Origin of the sequence: Pedobacter sp. Leaf216 (genome assembly GCF_001421515.1) — a bacterium.
GTDB lineage: Bacteria > Bacteroidota > Bacteroidia > Sphingobacteriales > Sphingobacteriaceae > Pedobacter.
This window is the reverse complement of sequence record NZ_LMKM01000015.1, coordinates 1-21,173: the sequence shown is the minus strand read 5'-3', so window position 1 is coordinate 21,173 and position 21,173 is coordinate 1. Positions and strand designations below refer to the sequence as shown.

Sequence of the window (21,173 nt, the reverse complement as noted above, 5' to 3'; positions counted from 1 at the left end):
AAATGGATAAGAATAAGCGATTGAAAGATAGTTCATAATCAGTGTCAGGTAGAAATAGCTAATACCCTCGAAATTAAACTTAGAAACAAAAAAAGTGCCCCGGTTAGAGGCACTTTAATCGATAAAGGTAGAGAGAGATTTATTTTTTGTTTTTAACGTATTTTTCCAACCACTGGTCTTGCTCCCAAAGCATGTGCAATAAGTTTTCTTTACCGCGGTAACTGTGTGCCTCGTAAGGTAAAAATACAAAACGGGTGGTGCCTCCAGCTCCTTTTATAGCGTTAAATAAACGTTCGCTGTTAATTGGGAAAGTTCCTGGGTTATCGTCAGAATCACCGTGGATTAACAATATAGGTGTTTTAATTTTATCGGCATAACTGAAAGGGCTCATTTCATAATATAATTGAGGGGCCTGCCAGTAGGTGCGTTCTTCGTTTTGGAAACCAAATGGTGTTAATGTACGGTTATAAGCACCGCTGCGGGCTATACCTGCTGCAAAAAGATTGGTGTGTGCCAACAAATTTGCTGTCATAAATGCTCCGTAACTGTGACCGCCTACAGCCATGCGCTTTTTATCTCCAACGCCTAAATCTGATAATTTATTAATGGCAGCTTCTGCGTTTAACTGCAACTGATCAACAAAGGTATCGTTGGGCTTTTTGCCATCTTTAGCCACAATCGGCATTTCGGCATTATCCAGAACCGCATAACCACGGGTTACCCAAAATATAGGTGATGCCCAACTGATGGTTGTAAATTTATCTTTCGATCCGCGGATCTGAGCCGCATCAGCTGCTGAATTAAACTCTCGTGGATAAGCCCAGATTAATGCTGGCAACGGACCATCTTTATCCTTATTGTAGCCCTTAGGTAAATACAGATCGCCCGTTAAATCAACCCCGTCTGCACGTTTATAAGAAATTTTTTCTTTGGTAATACCTTCTAAAGATGGATATGGATTAGTGAAATTGGTAATTGGCTGATCTGCAATGCGGAGCATCAGGTTTTTGATAAAGTAATTGGGAACCAGTTTCTGACTCTCCTTGCGGGTAAGTAAAACCAGTTTATCAGGGTTAATTACATCAGTTACATATTCAAAAGTTCCTTCTGCACTGCGCCAGATAATTTCGTTCTTTTTGGTTGCTAAATCAAACTTGGCCAAAAACGGTAAGTCGCCTTTTTCTGATGAGCCTACAACGTTGTTCATCAATAGTTTGGTGCCATTATCAACTGTTTTAATTACCTGCCGGCCATATTTGTTTTTTGTTGTAACCGGCGAACCTGGATTGCCATAAGCATCAGTTTGGTTCCGGCTGTATAATTCCTCTACAGCACCGGTAGTTGGGTTGTACCTGCTTACTTTACTGGTTTGTTTGCTGCGTAAGCCTTCCATAATGAGGGCAAGGTTGGCATCGCCCCATTGTACACCACGGTAACGGGTTTGTGTTTTAAACAGTTCTTTTTCTGCCCCTGTAAAAGGCGCGCTCAGGGCGTAAACGGCATCATGAAAAGGAACATCTTTTTTAATTAAACCACTGTCTAAAGGTTTGCTCCAAACCAAAGTGGCAGGCTCATCATCTCTCCAATCAAAACCACGCGCTACGTTTTGTGTATTATCATAACCTGATGGAGTGCCTTCTGAAGATGGTAATTCGGCAATAACTTTTATTGTTTTACCAGTTAAATCGGTAATGGTTACGGTAGAAGGGAAACCATAAGCAGAAACCAGGTAAGAAAAAGGTTTGCGGATGGTTTCAATCATCATGTAGTTTTTATCGGGCGATATACTTGTTAAACCATAAATGGCTGGTTTGCCAATTGGGGTTTCTACACGTGCAGTATTTTTAACCAATTGTGATGTGGCAAAAAACTCAAATAATTGTTCATCAAAAGGCGATTTTATTAAATCCTGATAAGTAGCACTTGGCGCGGCTTTACCTAAATTTTGTTGTATGGTTGGCCCTTTTGGCGTTAATGGTTTTGTTGGTGCGGCACTTGCTGGTTTGGTTACCGTGCGGTAAATAATGGTGTTATCGTTTAACCAGATAAGGCCACTGCCTAAAACTACATTTAAGAAAGCTTTATTTGTTTTAGTAGCTTTTTTTGTAGTTAAATCTATAATGTAAAGATCTACACCTTTTTGTGTGGTGTTGGTAAAGGCAATTTTGTTTTCTGAAGGGTTCCAGTTGATATTGCTTGCATATAATGGCGTTGGCAAACCAGTTACCTGGAAGGTTTGATTGGATTTTATATTTTTAAGACTGAAGTTATTAATGTACGTCTGCCTGCTTGGCGAATAATTGTTTGGATTTAACCTTAAGCCCGCAATCCGGTATTCGGGCATGGCCAATTCTTCTACAGATGGGTAAGAATTACGTTCGCTAAATAAGATCCATTCTGCCTTGCCATCAATGCTAACGCCAGGTGTGGGTTTGGCCAGCAGCAAATCTGCAATTTCTTTTGGTGGGGTTTGGTAGCTTATGGCATCCTGTGCCGCTGCATTAAGCGAAACACAAGTGCCCGCTATCAGTAAATAGAGGTGTAGTTTTTTAATCATTTCCAGTTAGTTTGTTCGAAATAAGGAATAATCAAATATTGCAAAATTTAACTAATTATAGCGTAACTTCTTATTTACATCGTGCTGGTAAGGTTATTATTCCTGCGCAGGTGGGAACCCTAATGCGCCAAGCTGTTTTTACCCATTACTCAGGCTTGCTTTCGCTTAGTCTTGCTTCGGCTCACCGCCGCCGATGGGGCTCTTACCTTTTTCTTGATAAAAAGGTAACCAAAAATCAAGGCTTGGAACTGATGTCGGATAAATTCGTTAAAGCTTTTTGGTCGTCAGCACAAGTTNGGGGGCGGAAAGTGTGTGCTGCCTCAATGCAATTATAAAAGAAAAGGTAATGATAAAGCTTTAACGTTTTCTCCTTCCATCATTTCCTATGCCGGATAGCAGGGAGCATATAGCGAGATGCAGATCGCGAGGTTTAAATAGCATTATGCAACGAAAACGTTGAATCCGTCATTGCGAGGCAGGGAAATAGCGAGCCGAAGCAATCTTTGTAGTTTTTAATACGGTTGTCATTCCCACGCATGCGGGAATCGTAATGCGATCGCTATGCTTTTACAATCTTTAAGCTTATCTCTTTTAAGAAACTAAAGGGGTACATAGTAACGTCATTTCGACCGTAGTGGAGAAATCTTTGGATTTGCCTTCACAATAAATCCGTCATTCTCGCGCATGCGGGAATCTTAATACGATCGCTATATTTTCGCTCCGCTTAGTCTTGCCTCGGCTCACCGCCGCCGATGGGGCTCTTACTTTTGGCTTGGCCCAAAAGTAACAAAAGCCCAAGGCTTGGAACTGATGTCGGATAAATTCGTCAAAGCTTTTTGGTCGTCAGCACAAGTTCCGCCGAAGGGGGCGGAAAGTGTGTGCTGCCTCAATGCAATTATAAAAGAAAAGGTAATGATAAAGCTTTAACNGGGGGCGGAAAGTGTGTGCTGCCTCAATGCAATTATAAAAGAAAAGGTAATGATAAAGCTTTAACGTTTTCTCCTTCCATCATTTCCTATGCCGGATAGCATAGAGCATATAGCGAGGTGCATGTAGCGAGGTTCAGATTAAAACTGTCGTCATTCCCGCGCAGGCGGGAACCGTAATGCGATCGCTATATTTTCGCTTCGCTTAGTCTTGCCTCGGCTCACCGCCGCCGATGAGGCTCTTACTTTTGGCTTGGCCCAAAAGTAACAAACCTGAGCGCAGCGAAAGCATGACTACCTATAAAAACAACAAACAATAAGGCATAACTGAAAGGCTTGAGGCTTGGAACTGATGTCGGATAAATTCGTTAAAGCTTTTTGGTCGTCAGCACAAGTTCCGCCGAAGGGGGCGGAAAGTGTGTGCTGCCTCAATGCAATTATAAACTAAAAGGTATTGATAAAGCTTTAACGTTTTCTCCTTCCATCATTTCCTATGCCGGATAGCAGGGAGGAAATAGCGAGGTGCAGATAGCGAGGTTCAGATTAAAACGGTCGTCATTTCCGCGCATGCGGGAATCGTAATGCGATCGCTATGCTTTTACAATCTTTAAGCTTATCTCTTTTAAGAAACTGAAGGGGTACATAGTATCGTCATTTCGACCGTAGTGGAGAAATCTTTGGATTTGCCATCACAATAAATCCGTCATTCCCGCGCATGCGGGAACCGTAATGCATCACTATGTTTAACGAAATTATTTTTCCCCTGTACCACATTTCTTATTGCATTATAACCATCACTCCCCAACACTTATCCTTTTACAATTATTCTTAAATGAAGATTGACAAATGTCAAAAAAACAACATTTTTTATACAACCTTTTACACTTTTTTCTACATTTGAATTGTCAATCGTCCCCGATAGCTGATTTAATTATTTTTTCATTTTTTAAAAAATTAATTATCTCAATGACAACACAATTAAAGCAAGGAGAAATCCTTGAGCGCTTAGTGCGCAGAGATCGTATGGGCATCAGTGAGCTTTCCAGAAAGCTTAATGTAAGCCGCAGAACAATTTACAACTGGTTTGGTCAGGATAGGATTGGTCACGAAGTAATTTGGCAGGTAGGCAAATTATTAGGGCAGGATCTTTCAGCATCATTCCCGGAAGCTTTTCCCCGATATAGTTCAGATAATGCAAATCAAACTGCAGATCCTTCAAAACAAATCGGGTCTGACGCCAATTCGGTTTATTTCTGGATGAACAAGTACATTCACTTATTAGAAAAGTACAATGATCTGTTAATTACCGAAGAGCAACAGGAAGATCCCATTAGTAAAGAGTTTCCGTTAAGAAATAAAAAAACTGAAGCATTTTTGTACCAATAATAATATATACTAACCAAATACCGTGCAATTGCACAACTTAATGTGAGTGATCTAATCATCCCGTTAGATTTTATTTTTTTTACCACTCACCCTTTAAGTTGAATCAATTGTTTCTCACCTCCCTATTCTAAACTCTGTAATATTTTTGGGTGTTAACATCTATGCTTTTATAAATTTCTAAATTGGTAATTATCAATAGAAATCAGAAGTCATGATTATTAACCGAAACAACTATTTATTAAGCTTAAGTAGCTTAGTTGCCTGCTTTGTATTTTCTTTATTTACTGTTTGTGCGCAACAGAAATTAAATGTGGCAATTGCCGGGTTAAACCACGATCATGTGTATCTCATTATGAACAGTTACCAAAAGGCAGAGGTTAATATCATCGGTATTGCAGAAAGTAATCCTGAACTGGTAAACAAGTTTAAAACACGCTACAAAATTCCCGACAGTATATTTTATACTAACCTGGTTGATTTATTAAAGAAAAAGAAGCCAGATGTTGTACTGGCCTATAATGCCATAAGCGATCATTTAGCCGTGGTAGAAGCTGCTGCTCCGCTTGGCATATCGGTAATGGTAGAAAAACCTTTGGCGGTAACGGTTAAACAAGCAGAAAGAATGGCGGCACTGGCCAAACAGTATCAGGTGCATGTGCTTACCAATTACGAAACCACCTGGTATCCCAGTAACCAGGAAGTGTATAAAAATGTTAAAGAAACCAATAGCATAGGCACCTTAAGAAAAATAATTGTACATGATGGGCATGAAGGACCAAAGGAAATTGGTGTAAGTAAGGAGTTTTTAAGCTGGTTAACTGATCCCGCTAAAAACGGTGGAGGTGCATTGGTGGATTTTGGCTGCTATGGTGCAAATTTAATGACCTGGTTAATGGATGGTAAAGCACCCGTTTCTGTTACAGCAGTTACGCACCAGATTAAAAAAAATATTTATCCGAATGTGGATGATGATGCCACAATTTTATTAGAATACCCTGGTGCCACCGGCATTATTGAGGCCTCGTGGAACTGGCCGTTTAGCATAAAAGATATGGAAGTGTTTGGCGCAACAGGATATATACAAGCGGTAAACGAAAAAGATTTAAGGGGAAGGAAAAACGGGAAGGAAGATTATAAGTTATATGCAGCAAAAGCATTACCGCCAGTATATGCCAATCATTTAAATTATCTATCAGCAATATTAAAAGGCGAAATTAACCCAACAAATGATTTATCCTCTTTAGCCAATAACTTAATTGTAGTTAGCATTTTGGAGGCGGCTAAAATCTCTGCCAAAACGGGCAAAAAAGTGGTGTTAAAGTAAGCAGCCCCGAAATAAAAATAGCCACCTGTAATGATGGCTATATTGGTAAAAGATATTCCTCTTTTTATGGTGTGCCTGCCCTCCGCGGATCTCCCGCTCACAGGACTTTTTTGTCTTTCCTTTATGATTAACAATTTAGGCAATAGTTAGTTTTGTTATGCAAAATAATTTTACACATCGTGTGGAAAATGTTAATATCTCTGTAAAAGCCAGCTGTATATCTATAATTTAGGTTAAAATGGCGATTAATTGTAAACCCGTTTTACGTAATTTTTTTATATAAAACATTTTACGGCCTGCTGCGTTTCTGATTAGGTTGCTCAGAAGGTTCATAACCATCCTCGTGTACAAATTATCAAACACTAAATCTATGATCGAATTAAATAACGAGCTTTTTTGCAAACTTGGCGATTTGTCTGTTGATGGCTACTTTATTTACGAACATGATCAACAGAAATTTTCTTACCTGAATAAATCCTTGGCTGCAATCTGGGAAACAACACCAGATGATATTTATACTAATCCACAAGTACTTTTGGAGCGGATTCATCCTGAAGATACAGCGCATGTATTTTCATGTTATGAAGAATGTTTAGAAAATGAAAAAGAAAAGAGATATGAGTTCCGCCTCACTTTTAAAGGTAGAGAAAAGTATGTGCGTACAACGGTATTTGCTGTTGCTGATGCAGGCAGAGCGCGGATGATTGGTACTGTAGAAGATACTACTGTAGTGCGGCACAATAAAATCCATATTGAGCAAATTAACGCCAGAAAGAACATAACCCTTGAGGTGCTGGCGCATGATTTGAAGGAGCCACTTGGAATGATGAAATTAACAGCATCATCAATGGAAGATAGCATTGCACAAATGGGCGATGAACGGATGGTGAATTCGTTAAGTTTTATTAAGGATATGTGCGAGCGCAACCTGCTCTTGGTAAGGAGTATGATTAATCGGGAGTTTCTTAAATCATCAGTAATAGAAATTGGCAAGGAGCGCGCCGATCTCGTTTGGGAGCTTAGGGATGTGGTGCGTTTTTACAAGCGATCTAAATTGGGCAAAACCAAAAATATACAGTTTACCAGCTCTGCCGAGCAAATTTACCTGCGCCTGGATAGCATGAAGTTTTTGCAGGTAATTAATAATTTAATTTCAAACTCCTTAAAATTTACAACCGATAACGGTTACATTGGTTTGCATGCCGAAGAATTGGAAAAAACGGTTCTAATCACCGTAACTGATGATGGCATAGGGATACCGGATGAGTTGCAGGCAGGACTATTTGATCATTTGCCTGAAACTTTAAGGCCGGGTTTAAAGGGCGAAGAATCCGGAGGTTTTGGAATGAGCATAATCAAGTCGATTGTAGATTTGCATCAGGGAAAAATCTGGTTTAAGAGCAAAATTGGTGTCGGAACCACCTTCTATATCGAGCTTCCGAAGTAGCCGTTTTTAATTTTAAAATGGCGTAAGTTATATTTGAATTATGATTAACATTATTCTTGCAGACGATCACCATATTATCCGCACCTCTCTAAAAGCACTTATAGAAAAACATGATGGGATAAAAGTTGTAGCAGAAGTATCTGATGGTTTAGGTGTTTTAGCACTTTTGGAAAAAGGAATAAAGGCTGATATTGTTTTGTCTGATATGGCCATGCCGAACCTTGATGGTTTAGGTTTAATTAGTGCAGTTAAGGCACATGGATACAATACAAAAATTGTAATTCTCTCTATTTTAGATGATGAAAAATATGCTTCAAATGCCTTTATTTCAGGAGCTTTTGCTTACCTCTCTAAAGATATTGAAGAAGATGAACTGCTGTTTTGCATTAAACATGTAATGAAGGGAAAACGGTACCTTTCATCTAATTTATGCATCTCAATTTTGGAGCGTTTTAACACCCAATTAAATATGCTGTCGCAAAAAACCAACGGAGAAATTAATTTTTCTGAGCGCGAAATTAACGTATTACAACTCATAGCAGATGGTTTAACCAACCAGGAAATTGCAGATAAATTGTACCTCAGCAGGCGTACAGTTGAGAGCCAAAGGGAGGCTTTAATCAATAAAACGGGTACCAAAAACTCAGCATCTTTAGTCCGTTTTGTGATGCGGAACGGGTACATTTCTTAACAATTTTGGTGGTTTTGGGGTTCATTTTACGGTGTTTTAAATAAACCGTAAAAAATCGGGTATTTCTACAAATAACATTGCATGTTACCGTTTGTTGAACATTTACATCAATCCCAAAACCAACATGGAAACATTAAATTTCAATTGCGACATTTACCAATATCGCCAGCCACTTTTCGAGCGGGCATTAGCATACACTCGTGATGAAGACGATGCCGCCGATCTGGTTCAGGATACCTTTATGAAAGCATTTAGGTTTTCGGCCAAGTTTGAAATGGGCAGTAATGTTAGGGCATGGCTTTTTACCATTTTAAAAAATACCTTCCTTAATCATTATTATAAATTAAAGCGGAAAAACGAAATGATCCAGCAGGAAGAAGATTTAACTTCTTTACAGTTGGCCCCCAGTGCATCAAGCAATGCCGGAACTGCTAAGTTTATGATGGAAGATATTCAAAAATCATTAAATGCATTGCCAGAAGATTGCCGCTTTTGTTTCTGCCGCTATTTTGAAGGGTATAAATACCATGAAATTGCTGCAGAACTGGATATTCCCCTTGGTACTGTTAAAACCAAAATACATGTGGCCAGAGGACTTTTGAAAAAGATGCTTAAAAATTATAAATCTGGCATGGCAGCCTAGTTTTATTGCTAAGCTCAATTCAAAATTCTACAGCTATCTAAAAAATAATGAGTTTAAATATTAAAAAAGGGATAAGTAATTAGCTTATCCCTATATCTAAACTCAAACATGCGCTCAAACATGAATGAATCTTATCTACTAAACAGTTCAATTAACTATTGGTTTTAAAAAGGCGAGGTTATTCTACTCAATTTTTCAATATTACCTTAGCTTTTGCTTCAATTCTATTTTCAGTTCATTTATTTGCTCCTGCGCCTGTCTGTTTTCCAGGTAAAAATAAATTGCAGTAGCCAAAAATATCTTTCCCAATACAAAAACAGCTATAAATGCCCATTTCCAGGCTTTATTAACCCGCATCTGGTTAGATTCTGATTCTACCTCGATATAGCGTTCTTGTTTGGCATATTCCTGCTCTCTGTTATCGTACCTGAATGCTGGCTCTGGTTCGGCCTGTAAAGCTTGGTTACGGCGTTGAATTTGGTTAATCTCCTGTTCAATTTTCTCCAGAGTTCCGGCAGGTGGATCGATGCTCATGCTTTGCGCCAATGTTTCCATATCAAACTCTAATTGATCTAAAGCATTTTTAAATTCAGGGTGTGTTTTTGTTAATGATAAAACCTGCTGAATTTCCTCTTCGGTTGCAATACCCATTACATAGGTTTCCATTAAACCGCTTTCCATTAATTTTTTAATTTCCACGGGCCCTCCTCATTTTATCAATTGCTAATTTTAATTGGTTACGTATTTCCTCTTCTCCATAATTTAAGCTTATGGCCAGTTGTGAAATTGATTTTCCGTGATAGTACACGGCTTTAAAAACTATTTTCTGCAAATCATCAAGCGATGCTAAGCCTGGCTCGCTAACAGATTGTTTTTGAATAAGCTGACGATCTGATAGTACAGCCGAATTTAACCTGTTTTGTGCATACTGGCGCAACTCAAGCCAGATGTGCTGATTGCTTTTTTCTGCCGCCACAAAATCCTGGGTAAAAGAGGTAAGGATTTTAACCAATTGATCTTCTGATTGCTGCTTGTCTTTAACAATGCCATTAATGTAGCCAAGCAACATTGCCGCATAGCGATCATAAAACCAACGGATATCCTTTGGTTCTGCAGGAGGGATATTTAAAACTGCTTTGAACATGGGTACTTACGGGATAATTTAATATACTGCAAGATAGTTGCAAATTTTTTATAAGTCATAGTTTTTTAACTCAAAAGAAATTTTATTGCTAAAATTGTAGCTTTAGTATGGTAAGTTGAAACACTTGGTTTCAATTTGGCGTTTTAATACTGAGATTTATAAAATGAAGATAGCAACTTATAATGTAAATGGAGTTAATGGTCGCTTGCCTGTTTTATTGCGCTGGCTCGAAGAAACCCAACCCGATGTAGTTTGTTTGCAGGAACTAAAAGCACCGCAAGAAAAATTTCCTGAACAGGCCATTAAAGATGCTGGTTATAATGCCATTTGGCACGGACAGAAAAGCTGGAACGGTGTTGCCATATTGGCCAAAAATTTAGAAATAAAGGAATTAAGGCGTGGGTTAGACGGCGACCCTGAAGATTTGCATAGCCGGTACATTGAGGCTATGGTAAACAATGTAATTATTGGCTGTTTGTACCTGCCAAACGGCAACCCGGCACCGGGGCCAAAGTTTGATTATAAATTACAATGGTTTGAGCGCTTTACTGCCCATGCTGCCAAATTACTCACCTACAATTTGCCTGTGGTTTTGGCTGGAGATTACAATGTAATTCCAACAGAACTCGATGCTTATAAACCCGAACGCTGGGTGGAGGATGCTTTGTTTAGACCAGAAACACGTTTGGCCTTTAAAAATTTAATAGGGCAGGGGTATACAGATGCCATCAGAAAGTTATATCCTGATGAAACAATTTACACCTTTTGGGATTATTTCCGCAATGCATACGGAAGGAATGCAGGGTTACGGATTGATCATTTTTTGCTGAGCCCACAGGTTAGCGATCGCTTAAAATCGGCAGGAGTAGACAGGGAAGTTAGGGGATGGGAAAAAACAAGCGACCACGGACCTGTGTGGATTGAAATTGATGATTTATAATTAAGAAACAGACTGCTTTAAATCGGTAACATCTAAAGTTGTTCCGATTAGTTTTAAACTTTCGCCATCTTGCTGAGATAGTATTCCATCCGCTTTAATCCATCTGATTTCACCATCAGGACGGCGGATGCGGTAAAGCACATTGTAACTGCTTTTTTCTCTGGTTACTGTCAATTCAATTTCGTCTTGAACATGGTCAAGATCTTCTGGTAAAATTAAGCCTAAAACGGTTTCATAACTTAAAACAGCATTTGGCGGGTACCCAAAATTTTCTTTAAACGACCTGGTTGAGCGGAGTATTCCAGTGGCTACACTTAACTCCCAAAAACCCAGACCAACGTGGTCGAACACAACATCCCAATGACCATCGCAGATAATTGAGAGATCGATGCTTCTAATATTTGATCTCATAATAAGGATAAACTAATTGTTATAATAACGCAAACAATGTAAATATAATTTTAAGTATTAATAACAATAAACGCAGTGCTTAAGGTTTTAATTGGTATAGTTGGCAAGAATTTTTCTCTACGAGGAGATAAGTAGGTGAAATTGGTATAAAATTACTCTATGTGCTGTTAATTCGCAGAAGTTTTTCAGCTAACTAAGCAATCTTTTAAGCAAAAATATCTAGCATGATGGTTTACTTCTCGTTTTCCTCCCTCAAATGACGGTATTTTTATAAATAAAGCTTCTTTTAGTATTTATTCAAGATAATAATGCCTGATTTTTTGCAGGTTATCATCCAGTTCGTAAACCAGCGGCACCCCTGTAGGGATTTCTAAAGCGGTAACTTCTTCGTTTGATAAGTTATCGATGTATTTAATCAGTGCCCGTAAACTATTGCCATGTGCGCTGATAATTACTTTTTCGTTTTTGCTTATGGCGGGTACAATGCGCTCGTTCCAATAAGGCAATACCCTTGCAATGGTATCGCTTAAGTTTTCGGTTAAGGGCAATTCTTCGGGTTTTAAGAGTTGATAACGGAGGTCGTTCCCAGGATAGCGTTCATCATCTTTGGTAATTTGTGGAGGTTCTTCATCAGGATTTCTTCTCCATTTATATACCTGATCTGCTCCATATTTCTCTGCAGTTTCTGCCTTGTTCAGGCCTTGTAAAGCACCATAAAAACGCTCGTTTAAATGCCAGCTTTTATGTTCGGGGATCCAAAGGTGATCAAGATCCTCCAAAATGATGTGTAATGTTTTAATAGCCCGTTTTAATAGCGATGTAAAAGCGATGTTGAAATTATAACCATGCTTTTTTAAAATTTCACCTGCCTTTTTTGCTTCCTGGTAACCATTTTCTGATAAATCTACATCCGTCCAACCGGTAAAACGGTTTTCGAGGTTCCAAACGCTTTGTCCGTGGCGAATTAATACAAGTTTTTTCATAACTATATGCTTAAACAAATAAGATGTAAAATGTTCTAAAAATGATTGTAGTGAAATTGTAAAATGCCTTTTAAATAAAAGAAGTCAAGTTTTTATAGCGCATGGCCATTAAAACTTGACTTCTTTAGCAACTAATCTTGCTCGGATATTAAAAATTAAATTTGTCGATTTTCTTTTTCGATCAATTCTCTTTGATCTGTTAAATCTTTATAATAGAAATAAGCTGTAAACCCTAAAATGAGGATAATGTTGCTTATTTTAAAACTATGGTCGAGCCAGTAAGCAAGTGGCGGTGCATTACCGTTCATGCTTTGTTTTATGCTTGGCCATGAGTTTAGCGTAAAAATGATCAAAATCATCAGCAAAAGCTTTAAAAAGGTTCTGATGATGATTTTTTTATGGTTTACTTTTTCCATTATTTAAATTCCCTGAAATCATGACCATCGGTAATGTTTAATAAACTTTCGTAAATTAAACTGATTACATTGTCAACATCTTCTTTATGCACCATTTCTACAGTGGTATGCATATAGCGTAGCGGTAATGAAATTAATGCTGATGGAACACCCCCATTTGAGTAGGCAAAGGCATCAGTATCTGTTCCGGTAGAGCGCGATGAAGCCTGACGCTGAAATGGAATATTATTTTTTTCTGCAGTTTTAATTAACAGTTTATTCAGGTTGGTTTGCACGGCTGGCGCATAAGAAACCACCGGGCCTTTACCGGCAGATAAATCGCCCTGAATGTTTTTGTTAATCATTGGGGTAGTGGTATCGTGGGTTACATCGGTAATGATAGCCACATTAGGTTTAATACGATGTGCAATCATTTCTGCCCCACGCAAACCAATTTCTTCCTGTACAGAGTTTACAATGTATAAACCGAACGGAAGCTTCTTCTTGTTTTCTTTTAATAAACGTGCAACTTCGGCAATCATAAAGCCACCTACACGGTTATCTAAAGCGCGACCAACATAATAGCGGTCGTTCAATACCATAAACTCATCTTCGTAAGTAATTACACAACCTACATGGATGCCCAGGTTTTCTACTTCCTCTTTTGAAGTACAACCACAATCTAAAAATATATTTTTAAGTTCAGGAGCCTGTTCTTTTTCACCATGGCGGGTGTGGATGGCCGGCCAGCCAAATACTGCTTTTACCAGGCCTTTTTCGGTGTGGATGTTTACGCGTTTTGAAGGCGCAATCTGATGATCAGAACCACCGTTGCGGATTACATAAATTAAACCATCGCTGGTGATGTAATTTACATACCACGAAATTTCATCAGCATGCGCCTCAATAACTACCTTAAAAGCTGCTTTAGGATTAATTACACCTACTGCTGTGCCATAATTATCTATAAAATGCTCGTCGATATATGGTTTTAAATAGTTTAACCAAAGTTTTTGCCCTTCCCATTCGTAACCGGTAGGCGCTGGGTTATTAATGTATTCTTCCAGAAATTGTAGCGATTTTTTTGTTACTACCGGAGTATGTTTCTTTTTTTCGTCGTCTTTTTTCTTAGCCATATGTTATTTGTTTTACCACCAAAGCACCAGGGGGCACAAAATTAAATTTCTTTGTGATCTTCGCGTATTGGGGGTTCTTCGTAATTTAATATTAATTGCATGATCACAAAATCGTACCCATCTTTAAAAAAGGTTTTATCGGTTTCGTGGAAGCCAAATTTAAAGTAAAATTCTTTAGCATTTACACGGGCATTGCACCATAGTTTTGTCGCTTTTTGAATTTTACAAAAATCAATGATATATTCCAGCAATTGCGAACCTAAACCAGTCTTTTGTGCTGTAGGAAGAATGGCCAGTTTCCTGAATTGGTAAACATCTCCATCATTAAATACGGAAACTACACCTGTTAATTTATGATCAAGATACAATCCAAAATGGATGCCATTAAAATCATCTGGTAGTTTTACAAAATCAAAGGGTTGATCAGGATACATGGTTTCATGCCTGATCCGCCAGGTTAAAGAAGGAAATATTTGCTCAATTTGAACCATCGTTATAATAAAAAGCTAAAACCGATTCTGCCGTCAACCCCAAAGTATGGATCAAAGGCGCCTAAGCGAACGGTTGGACCTAGCATCAATTCAAAATTTATTTTTTTGCCAATACTTCGTTGGTACCCCCATTGCGGAGTAATTCCAATCTCACCATTACCAAAATAATCATTGTTTAAAAGCGGTTTAAAGTATGCCGAAACATCCAAGCCGTAATAGTTGGCGGCATTGTTGGCCGTTTTCCTTCCTTTTTTATTTCTTTTGTCAAAATTATAGTAGCGCCTAAACCCTGCATTAATGTTTGGAGAGATATTAAAATAGGTATTCGTTTTAGCAATAAGGCCATAATCCTCTGTTTGGATGGCAAAGGAAGCACCTATACCTCCGGCAAAATATAAGGTGGCCAGTCTATCAATTTTTTGTTCACGCTCATAACTAATGCCCAATAAGGTAAGCCTTATTTTGTTCAGCGATTTAACTTCTGTTTGTTGTTCTACATGTGTACTGTCTTGCGCCTTTAACTGGCCTGCAAAAACTAAAGAGAATAAGAGAATTGAAAGTGTTTTGATTGCGTTTTTAGATTTCATGTATTTTTATTAATTAATGGATTTATTTTTTCTTCCGTAAAATTGGTAAATTAATATGTTAAGGATTATTATACCCGTCATCCCGTAGCAGAATAAAGCCCATCCACCCTGATCCCAGAGCCATAAACCGAGTGCCGACCCACAGCTTGCGCCAATAAAACTAACCGACATAAAAATGGTATTTAACCGGTTTCTTGCTTCAGGTATTAAAGTGTAAATCCGGGTTTGGTTAGTAACATGGATAGCCTGCTGGCCAATATCGATCAATACAATGCCAATTACAAAAAGATACAAGTGGCTGCCTGTAAAATAGAATAAGGCAATGCTTACAATTTGCAGGATAAAGCCAATCATCAGGTTTTTACGTGGATTGTTACCATCGCTCAGTTTACCAACCAATGGTGCCGCCAATGCGCCTGCAGCTCCGGCAATTCCAAATAACCCAATCTGTAAAGTTTGAAAACTAAAGGGTGGATTGGCGAGGAAAAGCACCATGGTGGTCCAGAAGGCACTGATTATGGCGAAGGCCAAAAAGTTAATAATCGATGTTTCTCTTAAAGCAGGCTGGGTTTTGATGTAGCCAAACATCGAGCGCATTAATTCTTTATATGTTCCTTTAAAGGCAGGGTAACTTTTAGGGAAACGTTTGGCCATTAAAATGATTAGTAACCCACAAATGGCAGCAGCGATATAATAAACAGCACGCCAGCCCAACCAAAAGCCAATGCTTCCGCTTACCGCGCGTGAGGCTAAAATGCCCACCAATAACCCGCTCATAATCATGCCGATATTTGCACCACGGTTTTCATCGGTGCTTAAGTTGGCTGCCAATGGTAAAATTAATTGTGGTACAATAGAGCATGTTCCGATTAATATGGAAGCAATTTCGAGTAGAAAGAAAGTGTGCGAAATTGCCGCCACAAGTAAGGCAAAAATAGCCAGACCAGTAATCATGAGAATCTGTTTCTTGCGCTCAAACATATCGCCAAGTGGTACCAATAGGAAAAGGCCAAGGGCATAACCAATTTGTGTGAGGTAAGTGATTTTTCCGGCATCGGTTTCGCTGAGCTTAAAATCTTTCGCAATTAAGATCACCAATGGTTGGCAATAGTAAATGTTTGCAACAATGAGGCCTGTGCAAAAGGCCATGAGTAAAATATCTGTCCGTGATAATTGGGGAGTAATCTGCATGTTGGTTTTTGAGTCAGAAGTCAACAGTCATAAGTGTTAGTGGGCGGGTTGCTATACTAGCTGAATATGCACTTATGACTATATACTATTTCTACAAAGGTATATTTCCGTGTTTTTTTCTTGGGCTGTTCACTACCTTATTTTCTAACATCTTAAAAGCTTTTATCAACTTTACACGGGTTTGGGCGGGTTCAATTACTTCATCAACAAAGCCACGCTCTGCCGCACGGTAAGGGTTAGCAAAGATATCGGAGTAGAGCTTTTCTTTTTCGAGCCACTTTTCTTCGGGTTTTTCTGCTGAATTGATTTCTCTTTTAAAAATAATTTCTGCGGCACCTTTAGCACCCATAACCGCAATTTCGGCACTTGGCCAGGCGTAATTCATATCTGCACCAATGTGTTTGCTGTTCATTACATCGTAAGCTCCGCCATAAGCTTTTCGGGTAATTACTGTGATGCGCGGTACAGTGGCTTCGCTAAAGGCATACAATAATTTTGCACCATTGGTGATAATTCCGTTCCATTCCTGATCTGTACCTGGTAAAAAGCCCGGAACATCTTCAAATACAAGCAAAGGGATGTTAAAACAATCGCAAAAGCGGACAAACCTTGCGGCCTTATTTGATGAATTGCTGTCTAAAACACCTGCTAAATAGGCTGGCTGATTGGCCACTATGCCAATGCTTCTTCCTGCAAGGCGGGCAAAACCTACTACAATATTCTCTGCATAGGCGGCATGTACTTCCAAAAAGCTATCACTGTCGGTAACAGTGGTAATTATTTCGCGGATATCATATGGCTGTGAAGCATTTTCGGGCATAAAGGTATTCAGCTCCGGCCTGCTTTCATCAGCGGTTTCGTATGGTAAATGATCGGCAATTTCCTCACAGTTTTGAGGCATATAACTGAGTAAGCGTTTTACGTGGTTAATGGCTTCAATTTCGTTGGCACAGGCAAAGTGCGTAACGCCTGATTTTGTGGCATGTGTGGTTGCGCCGCCCAATTCTTCTGAGGTTACTTCTTCATGTGTTACTGTTTTAACCACATTTGGGCCGGTAACAAACATATATGAAGTGTTTTCTACCATTAAAATAAAATCGGTAATGGCGGGCGAGTACACTGCACCTCCGGCACATGGGCCCATAATGGCCGATAGCTGCGGGATAACACCGGATGCCTGCACGTTTTTATAAAAAATATCTGCATAACCGCCTAATGAAACAACACCCTCCTGGATACGGGCACCACCGCTGTCATTTAAACCAATTAAAGGTGCACCATTTTTCATGGCCATATCCATTAATTTGCAGATTTTTTCTGCATGGGTTTCGGAAAGTGAACCGCCAAATACGGTAAAATCCTGAGAGAAAACATAAGTTAACCTTCCGTTGATTGTTCCATAGCCTGTTATTACACCATCACCAAGATATTTTTCGCGTTCCATGCCGAAATCGGTGCTGCGGTGGGTAACCATCATCCCGATTTCTTCAAAGCTACCTTCATCCATTAAAAAATGAATGCGTTCGCGGGCTGTAAGTTTGCCTTTTTTATGCTGACTGTCTATCCGCGCTTGTCCGCCACCTAGGTTGGCCTGGTTAATCTTATCTTTAAGTAATGCTATTTTTTTATCCATTGCTGAAGCTATGAGAATTTAAAATTAAAAATTACTAACGGTAATGCAAGGTTTGCACCAGGTTATTTATCCTTGAACTATGCCCGATGTTAATTAAACAGCAGCGGTATCCTTTTTGGCCTGGTTTGATTTTAATTTTGAAATGAAAGTTGCCAGAAAGATTAAGCAATTGGCAGGGCTGCGCTGGCCGATGATAACCAAGCCATGATGTTTCAAAAGATAAATAAAAGCCTTTTTTATAAGCTACAAACTAAGATTTACGATATAATTACATTTTTTTTACAGCCTAAAGCATTGAAAAACCAATTATCCGTTTATTTTTGTAACCGTTAGTATTAGAACAACATTAGAATTAGTAGATGTTTTTAAGGAAATACAAGTATTTAATCGTTACATCATTCATGTTCATCTTCATGGCGAAGATGGGTATATCTGGTGCACCGGTTTTTTGTACGAGTATTGATAAGGAAATCATGAACGCTGTAATCATGCAAATTGAGTTAGAGCATGATGGCGGAAAGGATACCGCCAAAGATACCGCAAAGTTTACCGATTTTAAGCTTGTTGAACTTAACCATCCTATTTTTTCTTACGAGTTCTCTTCAAGTCATTTCTTTTTGAAGAGCAGTTTTATTGAACATTTCAAAAGATATGTAGATCCATATCATCCTACGGTACCAACACCACCGCCTAACTTTATTTAGTCAGTTTTTATTGGGGTAATCTTTTTGGTGAGTAACCAGCTATGATGGTATATGCCGTGTTTAAATACCTGCACGATATAATCATTGTGATCTGTGATCGCTTTTTAAAATTTCCCCAACGATTTATTCGTTAAAATTTACCAGATAATTATATCGTTATGCAAAAGTTTAACCCGGCCTTTTCAGGTTCGGACGTGAAGAAATATATTCTTAAAAAGAATTTAAAGAAAGATCTACCATCAAGTATTGTAGTGTTTTTGGTGGCCCTGCCATTGTGTTTAGGTATTGCACTTGCCTCGGGTGCGCCATTATTTGCCGGTTTAATTACCGGTATTATTGGTGGTATTGTAGTGGCCTCATTTAGCGGCTCGCAACTGAGCGTAAGTGGCCCCGCAGCAGGTTTAACCGTTATTGTTTTGGGCGCTATTACCTCTTTGGGTAGCTATCCAACCTTTTTACTTGCTGTTGTGCTGGCAGGGGTATTCCAATTAATTTTAGGCCTGGTTAAGGCCGGAACAATTGGTAACTACTTTCCATCAAGTGTAATTGAAGGCATGCTTGCTGCAATCGGACTGATTTTAATTTTAAAACAGTTGCCGCATGCATTAGGTGTTGATACTGATTTTACAGGCGATGAAGGTTTCTTTCAACAAGATCACGAAAATACTTTTTCTGCAATTACTGCAGCAATAAGCCATTTTAGTTTGGCTGCTGTAGTAATCAGCTTATTATCGATAGCCATTCTTATCATCTGGCCTAAATTTCCTAAATTGGCAATTGTGCCGGCACCATTGCTTGTGGTAACCTTGGGTATTATTGGTACTATAATTTTTGCTGGTACTGATCATCCTTTAAGGCCCGATCAAATGGTGAAAATACCTGTAGTAAGCGGATTCGGTGAATTTTTAGGTTTGTTTACCATGCCCGATTTTTCGCAACTGGCTAATAAAAACGTTTATATTGTGGCTATAACCATTGCTGTTGTAGCCAGTTTAGAAACCTTGCTCAGTATTGAGGCGGTAGATAAGATTGATCCGATTAAGCGTGTTACGCCAACAAACAGAGAATTGATTGCGCAGGGGATAGGCAACATCACCAGTGGAATGGTTGGTGGTTTACCCATGACATCGGTAATTGTACGGAGTTCGGCCAATGTAAATGCTGGAGGAAGAACAAAAATGTCGGCAATTTTCCATGGAACCTGGTTATTGTTATCCCTGTTGTTTATTCCGGGTTTAATTAACATGATTCCATTGTCGTGTTTGGCAGCAATTCTTTTGGTAACGGGTTATAAATTAACTCGCATCAGCTTGTTTAAGCACATGTACCATAAAGGATGGGATCAGTTTGTGCCATTTGTAATTACAGTTGTTGCGGTGTTGTTTACCGATTTATTAAAAGGAGTGGCCATTGGTATGTTGGTTTCGATATTTTATTTATTGCGTACCAACATGCGTAACCCCTTCTTTTACAGAATTACGAACGAAGGCGACAAAAAGAATATAAGGATTAAACTGGCAGAAGAGGTTTCATTTTTAAATAAAGCAGCAATACAGGTAGTTTTAACGAATATCCCTAAAGAAACAAATGTAACTATTGATGGTTCGAACGCCAGGTACATAGATCCTGATGTATTGGAAACCATTTTTAATTACAAACATAATGCCTATACAAAAGGTATTATTGTAACCCTGGAGAACATCCAGAAACATTATACAGTACCAAAATTAAATATTAAAGTAAAAGAAGAAATTAATAAAATATAGTTATGTGCGCAAAAACAATAGAAACACAAGATATTACTTACGATAACTTGTTACAAGGCAATAAGGATTGGGTTAAGGATACAATAGACAAGGATCCTGCCTTTTTTGATAAACTTTCTGCAGGCCAGAGTCCGCCTGTATTGTGGATAGGCTGTTCTGATAGCCGTGTACCTGCCAACCAGATTACGAATACCCGCCCTGGTGATATTTTTGTACATAGAAATATTGCCAATGTAGTGGTGCATACTGATATGAATTTACTTTCGGTACTGGATTATTCTATTAATGTATTGAAAGTAAAACATGTAATTGTTTGCGGCCATTATGGTTGTGGTGGTGTTAAAGCGGCCTTGGGTAACAAACAGGTTGGTATAATCGACAACTGGTTGAGAAACATCCGCGATGTATACCGTACGCACGAAAGTGAAATGGCGGCGATTGAAGATGAGGATCAGCGTTTTGATCGTTTGGTTGAACTGAACGCTATTGAAGGTGCAGCAAATGTAACCAATACTTCAATTGTACAAAGTGCCTGGGCAAATGGCCAGGAGCTTTCTGTACATGCTTGGGTTTATAGCTTAAAAACAGGAATCATTAAAGATTTACAGGTAACATGTACTTGTATTGATGATGTTGCTCCTGCTTTTAAAGTTGGATAAAACACCACCATAGGTGTTATTTTTTAGTTGTTAGGAAAAGCCTCCGGTTTATATCGGGGGCTTTTATTTTTCGTGCGCCGGGCATGGCAATCGACTATAGGGTTCAAGTCCCGAACACGCTTAGCAGTAGGAAGTGTTAGCTCGAGACAAGGGTGTCGT

The 21,173-nt window shown here is 38.9% G+C and carries 20 protein-coding genes; 9 read left to right on the top strand and 11 right to left on the bottom strand.

Features of this window, described 5'->3' with window-relative positions; genetic code table 11:
* Nucleotides 1–139 precede the first annotated feature (139 nt).
* Nucleotides 140–2,557 carry a S9 family peptidase gene (locus tag ASE74_RS13540; protein WP_055910047.1) on the bottom strand — a complete coding sequence of 806 codons (2,418 nt, stop codon included), beginning with the start codon at nt 2,555–2,557 and terminating at the stop codon, nt 140–142.
* A gap of 1,892 nt (nt 2,558–4,449) precedes the next feature.
* Between ASE74_RS13540 and ASE74_RS13530 the strand changes: the two genes are divergently transcribed.
* The 5 genes from ASE74_RS13530 (at nt 4,450) to ASE74_RS13510 (ending at nt 8,974) form a co-directional block, all read left to right on the top strand.
* On the top strand, nt 4,450–4,869 hold the full coding sequence (locus ASE74_RS13530) for a helix-turn-helix domain-containing protein (protein WP_055910043.1): 420 nt from the start codon (nt 4,450–4,452) through the stop codon (nt 4,867–4,869).
* Between the two features lie 211 nt (nt 4,870–5,080).
* Complete coding sequence (locus tag ASE74_RS13525) at nt 5,081–6,193, top strand: Gfo/Idh/MocA family protein (RefSeq protein WP_055910036.1); 1,113 nt, start codon at nt 5,081–5,083, stop codon at nt 6,191–6,193.
* A gap of 370 nt (nt 6,194–6,563) precedes the next feature.
* Nucleotides 6,564–7,640: a PAS domain-containing sensor histidine kinase gene (locus ASE74_RS13520; protein WP_055910034.1), complete on the top strand. Its 1,077-nt coding sequence runs from the start codon at nt 6,564–6,566 to the stop codon at nt 7,638–7,640.
* Nucleotides 7,641–7,680: 40 nt separating this feature from the next.
* A complete protein-coding gene (locus ASE74_RS13515; RefSeq protein WP_055910031.1) occupies nt 7,681–8,331 on the top strand; it encodes a response regulator transcription factor in 651 nt (216 codons plus the stop codon).
* A 124-nt stretch (nt 8,332–8,455) separates the two neighbouring features.
* Entirely contained in the window at nt 8,456–8,974 is a 519-nt protein-coding gene (locus tag ASE74_RS13510; RefSeq protein WP_055910028.1) for an RNA polymerase sigma factor, read from the top strand.
* A 201-nt stretch (nt 8,975–9,175) separates the two neighbouring features.
* Here the strand turns inward: ASE74_RS13510 and ASE74_RS13505 are convergent, their stop codons facing one another.
* Both ASE74_RS13505 and ASE74_RS13500 read right to left on the bottom strand, forming a co-directional pair.
* Nucleotides 9,176–9,655 (bottom strand): hypothetical protein, encoded by a 480-nt coding sequence (locus tag ASE74_RS13505; protein ID WP_235526093.1) that lies wholly within the window; start codon nt 9,653–9,655, stop codon nt 9,176–9,178.
* Nucleotides 9,656–9,662: 7 nt separating this feature from the next.
* A complete protein-coding gene (locus tag ASE74_RS13500; RefSeq protein WP_055910021.1) occupies nt 9,663–10,118 on the bottom strand; it encodes a sigma factor-like helix-turn-helix DNA-binding protein in 456 nt (151 codons plus the stop codon).
* 163 nt (nt 10,119–10,281) lie between these two features.
* Here ASE74_RS13500 and xth point away from each other — a divergent pair, with 163 nt between their 5' ends.
* On the top strand, nt 10,282–11,058 hold the full coding sequence (gene xth / locus ASE74_RS13495) for an exodeoxyribonuclease III (protein ID WP_055910018.1): 777 nt from the start codon (nt 10,282–10,284) through the stop codon (nt 11,056–11,058).
* Here the strand turns inward: xth and ASE74_RS13490 are convergent, their stop codons facing one another.
* The 8 genes from ASE74_RS13490 to ASE74_RS13455 form a co-directional block, all read right to left on the bottom strand.
* Nucleotides 11,059–11,469 carry a PAS domain-containing protein gene (locus ASE74_RS13490; protein WP_055910011.1) on the bottom strand — a complete coding sequence of 137 codons (411 nt, stop codon included), beginning with the start codon at nt 11,467–11,469 and terminating at the stop codon, nt 11,059–11,061.
* Nucleotides 11,470–11,762: 293 nt separating this feature from the next.
* On the bottom strand, nt 11,763–12,452 hold the full coding sequence (gene gpmA, locus ASE74_RS13485; RefSeq protein WP_055910008.1) for a 2,3-diphosphoglycerate-dependent phosphoglycerate mutase: 690 nt from the start codon (nt 12,450–12,452) through the stop codon (nt 11,763–11,765).
* A gap of 155 nt (nt 12,453–12,607) precedes the next feature.
* Complete coding sequence (locus ASE74_RS13480; protein ID WP_055910006.1) at nt 12,608–12,868, bottom strand: hypothetical protein; 261 nt, start codon at nt 12,866–12,868, stop codon at nt 12,608–12,610.
* On the bottom strand, nt 12,868–13,983 hold the full coding sequence (locus ASE74_RS13475; protein ID WP_055910004.1) for a M42 family metallopeptidase: 1,116 nt from the start codon (nt 13,981–13,983) through the stop codon (nt 12,868–12,870). Before ASE74_RS13475 ends, ASE74_RS13480 begins: the two co-directional genes overlap by 1 nt.
* A 41-nt stretch (nt 13,984–14,024) precedes the next feature.
* Complete coding sequence (locus tag ASE74_RS13470; protein WP_055910002.1) at nt 14,025–14,474, bottom strand: GNAT family N-acetyltransferase; 450 nt, start codon at nt 14,472–14,474, stop codon at nt 14,025–14,027.
* Nucleotides 14,475–14,476: 2 nt separating this feature from the next.
* Nucleotides 14,477–15,061 carry a hypothetical protein gene (locus ASE74_RS13465; RefSeq protein WP_055910000.1) on the bottom strand — a complete coding sequence of 195 codons (585 nt, stop codon included), beginning with the start codon at nt 15,059–15,061 and terminating at the stop codon, nt 14,477–14,479.
* A 9-nt stretch (nt 15,062–15,070) separates the two neighbouring features.
* Nucleotides 15,071–16,252, bottom strand: coding sequence for an MFS transporter (locus tag ASE74_RS13460; protein WP_055909998.1), 1,182 nt, complete (start codon nt 16,250–16,252; stop codon nt 15,071–15,073).
* Between the two features lie 91 nt (nt 16,253–16,343).
* Nucleotides 16,344–17,885, bottom strand: coding sequence for an acyl-CoA carboxylase subunit beta (locus ASE74_RS13455; protein ID WP_055909996.1), 1,542 nt, complete (start codon nt 17,883–17,885; stop codon nt 16,344–16,346).
* A gap of 401 nt (nt 17,886–18,286) precedes the next feature.
* On the opposite strand from ASE74_RS13455, the gene ASE74_RS13450 reads away from it, so the two are divergent.
* The 3 genes from ASE74_RS13450 (at nt 18,287) to can (ending at nt 21,014) form a co-directional block, all read left to right on the top strand.
* Nucleotides 18,287–18,589: a hypothetical protein gene (locus ASE74_RS13450; RefSeq protein ID WP_235526092.1), complete on the top strand. Its 303-nt coding sequence runs from the start codon at nt 18,287–18,289 to the stop codon at nt 18,587–18,589.
* Between the two features lie 158 nt (nt 18,590–18,747).
* The gene (locus ASE74_RS13445) at nt 18,748–20,355 is read left to right on the top strand and encodes a SulP family inorganic anion transporter (RefSeq protein ID WP_055909992.1); all 1,608 of its coding nucleotides are present in this window, start codon (nt 18,748–18,750) and stop codon (nt 20,353–20,355) included.
* Between the two features lie 2 nt (nt 20,356–20,357).
* Nucleotides 20,358–21,014: a carbonate dehydratase gene (gene can / locus ASE74_RS13440; RefSeq protein ID WP_055909989.1), complete on the top strand. Its 657-nt coding sequence runs from the start codon at nt 20,358–20,360 to the stop codon at nt 21,012–21,014.
* Nucleotides 21,015–21,173 lie beyond the last annotated feature (159 nt).